6 protein-coding genes are annotated in these 9,429 nt (G+C 50.7%); 3 read left to right on the top strand and 3 right to left on the bottom strand.

The window, feature by feature from the left end; all coding sequences use genetic code 11:
* Positions 1–720: 720 nt before the first annotated feature.
* From ACFSUC_RS05550 to ACFSUC_RS05540, 3 genes are all read right to left on the bottom strand, one after another.
* Positions 721–3,915: an efflux RND transporter permease subunit gene (locus tag ACFSUC_RS05550; protein ID WP_379928491.1), complete on the bottom strand. Its 3,195-nt coding sequence runs from the start codon at positions 3,913–3,915 to the stop codon at positions 721–723.
* A gap of 78 nt (positions 3,916–3,993) precedes the next feature.
* The gene (locus tag ACFSUC_RS05545) at positions 3,994–4,821 is read right to left on the bottom strand and encodes a HAMP domain-containing sensor histidine kinase (protein ID WP_379928495.1); all 828 of its coding nucleotides are present in this window, start codon (positions 4,819–4,821) and stop codon (positions 3,994–3,996) included.
* A gap of 521 nt (positions 4,822–5,342) precedes the next feature.
* Positions 5,343–6,017 carry a response regulator transcription factor gene (locus tag ACFSUC_RS05540; RefSeq protein WP_379928490.1) on the bottom strand — a complete coding sequence of 225 codons (675 nt, stop codon included), beginning with the start codon at positions 6,015–6,017 and terminating at the stop codon, positions 5,343–5,345.
* A 246-nt stretch (positions 6,018–6,263) separates the two neighbouring features.
* On the opposite strand from ACFSUC_RS05540, the gene ACFSUC_RS05535 reads away from it, so the two are divergent.
* Genes ACFSUC_RS05535 through ACFSUC_RS05525 form a run of 3 tightly spaced genes read left to right on the top strand, consistent with a single transcriptional unit; the run spans position 6,264 to position 9,380 of the window.
* On the top strand, positions 6,264–7,205 hold the full coding sequence (locus tag ACFSUC_RS05535; protein WP_379928489.1) for a diaminopimelate epimerase: 942 nt from the start codon (positions 6,264–6,266) through the stop codon (positions 7,203–7,205).
* A 43-nt stretch (positions 7,206–7,248) separates the two neighbouring features.
* On the top strand, positions 7,249–8,103 hold the full coding sequence (locus ACFSUC_RS05530) for a methyltransferase domain-containing protein (RefSeq protein WP_379928488.1): 855 nt from the start codon (positions 7,249–7,251) through the stop codon (positions 8,101–8,103).
* Positions 8,079–9,380: an opine metallophore biosynthesis dehydrogenase gene (locus ACFSUC_RS05525; RefSeq protein ID WP_379928487.1), complete on the top strand. Its 1,302-nt coding sequence runs from the start codon at positions 8,079–8,081 to the stop codon at positions 9,378–9,380. The genes ACFSUC_RS05530 and ACFSUC_RS05525 overlap by 25 nt, the downstream gene beginning before the upstream one ends.
* Positions 9,381–9,429 lie beyond the last annotated feature (49 nt).

Genomic DNA, 9,429 nt, shown 5'->3' with positions numbered 1-9,429 from the left:
TTGTATTTCTCTACAGCTTCCATTTTCTTGTCATAACTGATTCGTCTTCTTCCCATAAAAAAGCTCCCCTTTGAGTAGTCCTGAATTTTGTTATTTCAGGTGTCTACTCAAAGGGGAGCATATCATTCTTTTATCCGTGATCCCTTTTTTGCTTTATTCTCTTTTTCTACTTGAATTTTATTCGATGATTATTCAAATGATTATATCATTTGTGGGACTGTCTATTGCCATTTTTCATTACATTATTACCTATACACTTATTAAAAAAGACAGATTCTAAAATGAAATGCAACAGCTAGCAGAAAACAAAAGAGCCCATGTCTGGTTTCGTGTAAGACGGAAGTTACCACACCTCCATTAATGACAGGAGAACCCAACATGAGCCACTCCCATCCTAGCGTCGTTGAACGCAGTAAACTAGAGACTTAATATATACTCGGTTGATCAACTCGGGCGATCGGGAAGCATCTCGGTAGACACTATTTCACGTGCAATCAAGTGAGGTTACACTCATTAAGAGTATGAAGCGAAGACAGCGCCACAAGCCTATCAATAACGCAGAGCTTCAAGAATACCTTTGGGTACATTCACTCCTGAATTTGCTAAAGATATCTTGCATAAGTTGAATCGGACAAATCTAAGACAAATAACGATCCTCCACACCATATTTGTTTGCATAGAGGATCGCTCTGAATCGAATAACGTTCAAATATAGGCAAATTAGAACATATCTTTCCGATACAATTTGCGTTTGGTAAGCGCATGATACAGCACCGGCACGAACACGAGGGTGAGCAAGGTAGAGGTCGTCAGTCCGCCAATAACCGTAACGGCCAGTCCCTTGGAGATAAATCCGCTGGCCGATTGCGACATCGCTAATGGAATCAGGGCAAATATCGTCGCCAGAGCCGTCATGAGAATCGGACGCAGACGAGTGACAGCCGCCTCGAGAATGGCTTCCATCGCATCCTGACCTGCTATACGGTTCTTCTCCGCACGATCCAGAAGTACCACTGCATTGGTGACGACAATGCCGATCAGCATCAGCAAGCCGATCATGGTAGACATGGACAACGGTTCTCCGGTCAGCAGCAAGCCGAGCAGAGAGCCGATCGGTACGAAGATGAGCGACGACAGGATGACCATCGGTGTTCGAATGCCGCTGAAGGTCATGGTTAGAACGAGGAAGACGAGCACAATTGCGGCTCCCATCGCATAACCCAGGTCGACAAATCCTTCAGTGATATCGTGCAGGCCGCCTGTAAATTCAAGCGTCACATTGTTCGGAAGCGCCAGCATCTCTACATCATCCATGACCGCGCGTGAGACGGCAGCCGTTTCGTCTACGTTGACGACTTGACCGGAAACGATCGCAGATGTTCGCCCATTGGAATGGTTAATTTCTGCCGGAACCGCGGCTTCTTCGATTTGAAACAACTCGCCCACTTTTAACTGTCCAGCCGTCGTTGGCATGGACAAGTCAGCGATGGCTTCACGGGTAGACAGCCGCTCTTCATAAGAGAGGTTCCACACCCACTTGGTATCATCCAGAGAGAGGGTGCCCCCGTTGATGGGCTGTAATCGTTCATGCAGAAGTGGATACAGCTGCATCGGCGAGACGTTGAGCGCCTTGCCTTTGTCGGTCTGGGTAAAGATCCATTTCGTCTGGGTATCAGACATATCATTGCGAACATTCTTCAGACGATCATCCTGCAGGAACTGATTCTCCACCTGTTTGGCAGCGGCTCGGAGTGCTGCCAGGTCATCACTGTACAGATAGACATCGACGGCATCGCTGCTAGGCGGTCCGTTCTGAACCACTTCCTGTATGGAGACAACTGCTTTTTCATCCACAGCTTGTGCCAGTTCCAGCAATGCCTGCTCGTACTGGAGTACATGGTCATGGATAGAGGCGTCATCCTGCAAGGTGATGAAGAAGGTGGCCGTATGATCGTTATGCTGCGGCATGCCCGCTGGAATGGCGTTTCCTTCTGTGAAGCCGATGGAGACCTGATGCTGCATGACGACTGACTGACTGTCCAGGTATTGTTCAATGTCACTGGCCAGCGCATCGGTATCTGCGAGTGTCGCGGACGGAGATAATTCGACGGTCGCTTCCAGCTGATTCTGGCTTCCGGATGGAAGAAACGCAACCCCGAGAGCAGGAATAAGCATCAGTGAACCGACCAGCAGCACAAAGGCCAGAGAGAAAACCAGCCATTTGCGTTTCATACTGCGCACCAGCAAGGAACGATAACCACGAGTCCAGCTACCGATCTGCTCCCGATGCGGCTTGACTTTCCGAATCAGCTGATCGCCTAGCACAGGAATGAGCAAGATGGCAACCAGGAGCGAGATGGAGATGGAGAAGACGACCGCAAGGGAGAAGGGACGGAAGAATTCCCCGATGACGTCTCCAACGAAGACGAGCGGCAGGAACACGATCAAGGTCGCGATGGTCGAAGAAGAAATGGCCCCCATGACTTCACGGGTAGCTCGGAAGACGACCTCTCGCTGCTTCATAGCCGGGTGCTCCTGTTTCCAGCGATAGATATTCTCGATAACGACGATACTGTCATCTACAATTCGTCCGACGGCGACCGCCATACCGCCGAGCGTCATAATGTTCAGGGTATAACCGAAATACTCCAGCAGGGCAATTGTGCCGAGAATGGAAATCGGCAGGGAAACAATCGCAATAAGCGTCGCACGAAAATTACGCAGGAACAGCAAAATGACAATCACGGTAAACAAGGCGCCGTATCCGCCTTCACTCATCAGAGCATGAACCGATTCTTCCACTTCTGCACCGGAATTCAGAACCACGTCCATCCGGTAGTCAGTCCCGGATAATAATTCAATTAACCGCTCATCGACCGCTGCTGCAACAGCTGCCGTATTGGCCTCATCGGTCTTCTGAACAGACAGCAGTATGCTGTCGACCCCGTTATAGCGGGATATATCTTGGCGCTCAGTGGTCATGGAAATGTTCGCCACGTCGCCAAGTGTGATCTGGCTCGTACCCACAGACGCAGGGGACTGCGATTGATTTTGTCCTGCTGTCTCTGACGGGCTCTTCTGATCCGCTTTTGGCATTTGGGATGGAGACGGAGAAGCAGCCGTGGAAGGCATCGCCGTGCCGGACGGAGATGACGGAGATGATGGAGATGGCAGGGCTGGTGTTAACGTTAAAGCCTTCAGCGCTTCCATCGTCTTCAGATCACCCTGTACTTCCAGGGGAATCGATTGATTCTCAGCTTCCAGCAACCCGAGCGGAAGCTTGAAGTTGGCCGCTTCAATGGCCGATTGAATGTGCGCAAGTGTCAATCCGTAGCGGGATGCCTGCTGCTCATCCACGATGATGGACAGGCTGGACGACTCACCGCCCGTTAGCGAAATGGAAGCGACGCCCTCGATATTTTCCAATTCAGGCTGAACGGTCTGCTCCAGAAACCGCTGCATGTCGGCAAATTCGTCCGAAGAGACGGCAGTTCGGTAGATCGGGGCCGAGTTTAGCGACAGCGTGGTGGCCTCGCTGTCCGCTGCTTCATCCGGCAGCTTGACCTTCGCTACCGCGCGATCTACTTCAGTTCGCGCGGTCTCAATGTCTTTCTCAAACGGATACTTGACGATAATCATGGAGAGATTTTCTTTGGATGTGCTCGTAACGGATTCATAATCAGGCAGTCCCAGCAGGACATGCTCCAGGGGAGTGGTCACCTGTTCTTCGACTTCCTCCGCAGAGGCCATCGGATACATCGTGTTGACGACGACAACCGGCAGGGAGACATCCGGATACGTCTCCATATTGATTTTTTGGGAACCGAGCCATCCTGCGGCGACGATAAGCGCCGTCAGCAGCAGGATGGCTACTCGATTTTTCAAACTAAAGCGAGTCAGTTGATTCAGATTCATACAAGCAGGCTCCTTCCCTGTGCGAGGTGATTAGACCTATCATAAAGGGGCTGTATGAACTGAATATGAACTCACAGATTAGCGCGGCAATCGAATGGTGAAGGTCGTCCCGCTGCCCAAGGTGCTGTCGGCTGCAATGGTTCCGCCATGCAGGAGGACAATGCGCCGGGTAATGGCGAGCCCCAGTCCATTGCCGCCGTCCTGTCTCGCCCGGGACTTGTCCGCCTTGTAGAATCGCTCAAAAATGTGCGGGAGATCCTCTTCAGACAGTCCGATTCCGTTATCCGTTATTCGAATCAGGATCTCCTGCTCCTCGGCCTTCCCGGTGACGGTGATCTGTCCGCCCGGAGGTGTATAGCGGATGGCATTCATGAGGAAATTGATCCACACCTGCTCCAGTTGCTGCTCATCTCCCTTCAGTGCGAGGCGAGCAGGCAGACGGATCTCCAGCTTGTGCCCCTTTTCTCGCCAGTGCGGCTCCAGTGCATTGACGACTCTGCGTATTTGCTCATCCAGGGCATACGGGCGGGGTTGATGGGCGGGTTGCTCGGACTCTAGTTCCGCGAGCTGCAGCAGATGCTTGCCGAGCTGGGACAGACGAGTGCTTTCCTGCTCGATGATGTCCAGCGTCTGCTTTTGCTCCTCCGGATCGGTTATGATCCCTTCTCTCAACGCTTTCGCAAATCCGCGAATCGAGGTTAGCGGAGACTGAATCTCATGAGACACATTGGTTACAAATTCATGTCTCATTTCTTCCAAATGCCCAAGATCCCGTGTCATCTCGTTAAAGCTGTTCGTCAGCTGCCCCAGCTCATCCTTGCGCTTATTCGGGATGAAGTAGCTGAAATCCCCTTTTGCCATTTTCCGTGTCGCGATCGTCATTTCACGAATCGGCTGGATCAGCATGCGGGTCGTCAGCAGAAAAAGCGTGCTTCCCAGCACCAATATGGCCGCGAGGATGGTCAGGACAATCTGCTTGAAATCGTCCAGTAAATTGGCGATCGCAGGCTTGAGGAACAGGGCATGCTTCACACCGTCTACTTCGAAAGGAACCCCGATATGAGCCTGAATGCGCATCAAATCCTCACGATGCACCCCGCCGTTTAACACCTTTTCCCTGACCGGTTTCGGTATTTCCCAATTCTCAGCCTGAACGGAACGGGCGATGGGCACCTGGCTGTCTTCGCGAAAGACCATGGCATGCATATTGAAAACATGAAGACGATCAATATACGATTTCATTTGCTCGGAGGAGGTATGCTGATACAGGTCGATTATTTCCACAGACACTTCCTCCAGCTGCTGCACCAGACGGCTGCGGATCACATCTTCATACAGATGATCAGCGGTAAAGAAGGCCAGCAGAAGGCTGAGAAAGATGGCAATTAAAAAGGTCAGTACAATTTGGACGTACAGGCTTTTCGCTCTCATGATGAAATCACCTCACAGCGATATCCAAGCCCGCGGTAGGTCGCAACCCGAACGGAAGTGTCCTCCAGCTTGTCCCGAATGCGCTTGATATGGACGTCCACGGTACGCTCATCCCCTTCATAATCAAGGCCCCAGAAGGCCTCAATCAGCTGAATGCGTGTAAAGATCTGTTGCGGGTGACTGGCAAGCTGGAATAAAATCTCGAACTCTTTCAGGGGAAGAATCAGAACAGCGTCCCCATGACAAAGCTGCTTCGTCGACGCATCCAGCGTGATGTCTCCGATATGAATCACCTGCTCGGTCTGTTGTCTGGCTCTGCGCAGCAAAGCGCGAACTCGCATGACCAGTTCGTCCGGATCGAATGGCTTGGTGACGTAATCGTCCGTCCCAGCCTGGAAGCCCTTGATTTTATCCTGAGAGGCTCCCTTGGCTGTGACCATCAGAATGGGCAGGGCATCATCGTAGTCTCGAAGTGTCTCGCACAGCTGATAGCCATCGAGCAAAGGCATCATCAGATCAATGATGGCCAGTTGTACCTGTTTTTTTTCCAGCAGTTGCAACGCTTCCTGTCCGTTCGAGGCTTCCAGTGTCTCATGCCCCTCCCTTTTCATATATAGGGCGATCAGCCTCGTAATGTGAGGATCATCGTCTGCAATCAGAATGCGCGCCATCTTCCATCCACTCCTTCAGTTGGAAAGTCTGCTTCTTGTCGTTATACCTATCATGCAGCAAATGAGACGAACACACAATGCAGAGTCGGTAAATGCTCCTAAGCGGCATTCAGTAAAAGAGAATGAAAATCAGTATTGACGAAGTCTCAGTATTTGGTATAATTTACTCACCGCTATTAATCGTAAACTTTACGATTAATGACGAATAATGAATTCTGATGGCAGAATGAGTGAGGGGGCACTGCAATGAAACAGGCCGTTGAGTTTATTAAATGCAGTCCGTCACAGAACATGACCATTTTGATCAAAAATCGCTACCCGATTGATCAACATCCTCGAATTGCTGCTCAGGTCATGTCCTACAATCATGTCCATGCGGAACAGGTCGGATTTTTTGAACCGCTGTTCCAACAGCAGGCGGTAGCCCGTCTGCGCATGGCCGGAGACGAGTTTTGCGGTAATGCGTGCATGTCGCTGGCCGCATATTTGGCGGGTGAAATGGCATTGAGACCGGGAGATATCGCGGACGTGTATCTGGAGTCGTCCGGTACGCCGGAATTGATTCGGTGTCAGGTCAAGCGTATGGAAGAACGATATTGTTGTGAAGTTCGCATGCCGGTACCCACGATGATTGAGCAGGGCATCATGAGAGATGACGATGATGGGGATTTGGAGTTGGGCATGGTGCGGTATCCGGATTTTCTGCACCTGGTGATTGAAGCCGAGCAACTTGATGCACGGCTGAAAAAGAGAGCGCAGTCTATCGCCCGGCTGGCGGGTATCACCACAGGAGCAAGTATGATCGGTGTGATGCTCTACCAGCCTCAGACCCGTGAAATGCTCCCGCTGATTTATTTGCCCAAGCTAGACAGTCTGGTGTGGGAAAGGGGATGCGGCTCGGGTACCGCTTCCGTCGGCGCCTACCTCGCCTGGAAAGCACAATCGAAGATGACCGCTTCCATCAAGCAGCCGGGAGGCCGTATTCTGGTTTCTGCGAATGGGGGGCAGGGGCATGTGACCTCTCTGACTATTCGGGGAGAGGTGGAGATTGTGGCCCAGGGTATGGCCTTTGTCGAAATGGCTAGTGAAATGGCTAGTGAAATGGCTAGTGAAATAGCGAAGGAAAGGGAGAGCGAGATAGCGTGGGAAATGACGAGTGAGATGGAGAGTGAAATGAAGGTGAGATAAGGGTGAGATAAAGAAAAATGAAAACGTGAAAGGGAGTGAAGAAATGACACAAGTTATTCATTTTCAAACATCGTTGCAAGATTATTTCACCAAATTTAGTGAACTGGCAAGCTATTTCGCCCAATCAGCCACACGTCGATCGGAGCTGGAGGCGTTAATCGATCAGTATGCCGCATTTATTACGAAGGAAGAGAACAAGGAAATATGGGAACGAGAAGCCTCAGACATGCCGCCTCATTCAAATTCACTGGCTCTGGAACTTCGAAGGAAGTCGGGTCAATGTGTGGCGATGATGGAAAAGCTTCGCGCATGGAAGCTCATTAGCGGTGCGGCAGAGAAAGCAAACTACTTTCATGAGATTGAATCATGCATCGAGGATGAGTTTGGCTTGTTCAACATTAACGAAGCATCCAAAGTGCTGTTAATTGGTTCAGGGGCGTTTCCGATGACCCCTCTTCTGATAGCGAGACGAACCGGCGCACACGTGACAGGGATTGATATTGATGAAGAGGCGATCATGCTTGGCCAGGAGGTCATTCGCAGGCTGGGACCTGATCTCGGAATCAGACTGGAAAGGGTACCCGCCCATCAGCTTGAAACGATTGGCGAAATGACACATATCATCTTCAGTTCCACGGTTGAAGAAAAATATGACATTCTCGATCAATTACATAGGTGGACGCATCCCGATGTGATTGTGTTCATGCGGTATGGCGATCAGTTGAAATCATTGTTCAATTATCCGTCCCAAGAGGTCGATTCTCAGAAATGGAAGCGGATGGATAACAGGAAGGCATACCCGGATCAAATCTTTGATGTCGCGATCTATGAAAAGGCGCAGCAGCATCAAACGCTGCAGAAAGAGGGGTCATCTTGCGTTCATCCCAACGAATCCTGATTGCTGGCACCGGCCCCGTATCCGTTCAACTGGCAGTCTGTTTTCAATCTGACAGGGACTGCGTGATTGGCATTTCCGGCAGACGTTCTCTTCGTGCGGCATCTTTCTTCCATTCCCTGGAAGCCGGGAATTACATGGTTCGGGTTCATATTCAGAATCCGAAGCATCAACCGATGGAGGGGAGCGCCGGCATACACGAAACGTTTACGAGTCATGCCGATATTCAGGGGCAATGGGATATGCTGGTGCTGGCCGTGACGGCTGATGCTTACATCGAGGTGCTGGAGCAAATCAGCAACGAGGTGCTGGAACAAGTCCAGTGCGTGGTGCTGTTGTCCCCTACGTTCGGTTCGAACTATCTCATCCAGAGCTTTTTCGCCAATGTGAACCGCTCGGTAGAGATCATCAGCTTCTCCAGCTATTTGGGTGATACGAGATGGCTGGATGGGGAGCCCTCCAGTCAAGTGATCACGACCGGAGTGAAGAAGAAAATCTATCTCGGCTCAACCGTACCCGACTCGGCATCGATGCAAGGGCTCTATGCGATGTTCATAGAGAAAGGACTGTTGGTAGAGAGGCTGGCCACACCGCTGGAGGCGGAAACCCGAAATATTTCGCTGTATGTGCATCCGCCCCTGTTCATGAATGAGTTTTCGCTGCGCGCCATATTCGGGGAAGCAGACAGCCGGAAGTACGTGTACAAATTATATCCGGAAGGCCCGATTACACCGCGTTTGATCGCAGATATGCGTGCACAGTGGAAGGAAATCATGCACCTGTTGTCCCGCTTGAACATCCGCGGTATGAACCTGCTTCAGTTTATGATTGATGATCATTATCCCGTGCCAGAGGAAAGCCTCTCCAGAGCGGATATCGAGCAGTTCGAGCATGTGCCGCCTATTCACCAGCAGTATCTGTTATTTGTGCGGTACGCCTCTCTATTGATTGATCCGTTTTCAAAGGCCGATGGGGAAGGGAGGTATTTTGACTTTTCAGCGGTGCCGATCCGTCCGATCTATACGAATGCAGAGGGATGCCTGGATATGCCCAGAATGCCCAAGGAAGATTACTATCGAATTAAAATCATACAGGGCATTGCCCGTTTCATGGAGGTGCCCTGCCCGACGATCGATCGATTTATTGAAACCTATGAACAAAAAATCACGGCCTATGCCAGACAGCATGCTAACAAGACGTTGTCGAGCGCTTTTACCGTCCAGAGCTTTGAACAGGAAATCAGCATGATAAAATCTATCACAATCAAGGGAGAGAAATAGATTGAGAACGACATGGAGAGATAGAGCCAGATATAGAAAATGGGTATGT

It is taken from the genome of Marinicrinis sediminis, assembly GCF_042685085.1.
GTDB lineage: Bacteria > Bacillota > Bacilli > Paenibacillales > KCTC-33676 > Marinicrinis > Marinicrinis sediminis.
Note: the sequence above shows the minus strand (reverse complement) of the source record. Positions and strands in the feature narration are given on the sequence as shown.

Excerpts from the sequence above, each read along its gene's own strand:
- ACFSUC_RS05550 (WP_379928491.1), bottom strand. The coding sequence starts at position 3,915 with ATGAATCTGAATCAACTGACTCGCTTTAGTTTGAAAAATCGAGTAGCC.
- ACFSUC_RS05545 (WP_379928495.1), bottom strand. The coding sequence starts at position 4,821 with ATGCTGATCCAGCCGATTCGTGAAATGACGATCGCGACACGGAAAATG.
- ACFSUC_RS05540 (WP_379928490.1), bottom strand. The coding sequence starts at position 6,017 with ATGGCGCGCATTCTGATTGCAGACGATGATCCTCACATTACGAGGCTG.
- ACFSUC_RS05535 (WP_379928489.1), top strand. The coding sequence starts at position 6,264 with ATGAAACAGGCCGTTGAGTTTATTAAATGCAGTCCGTCACAGAACATG.
- ACFSUC_RS05530 (WP_379928488.1), top strand. The coding sequence starts at position 7,249 with ATGACACAAGTTATTCATTTTCAAACATCGTTGCAAGATTATTTCACC.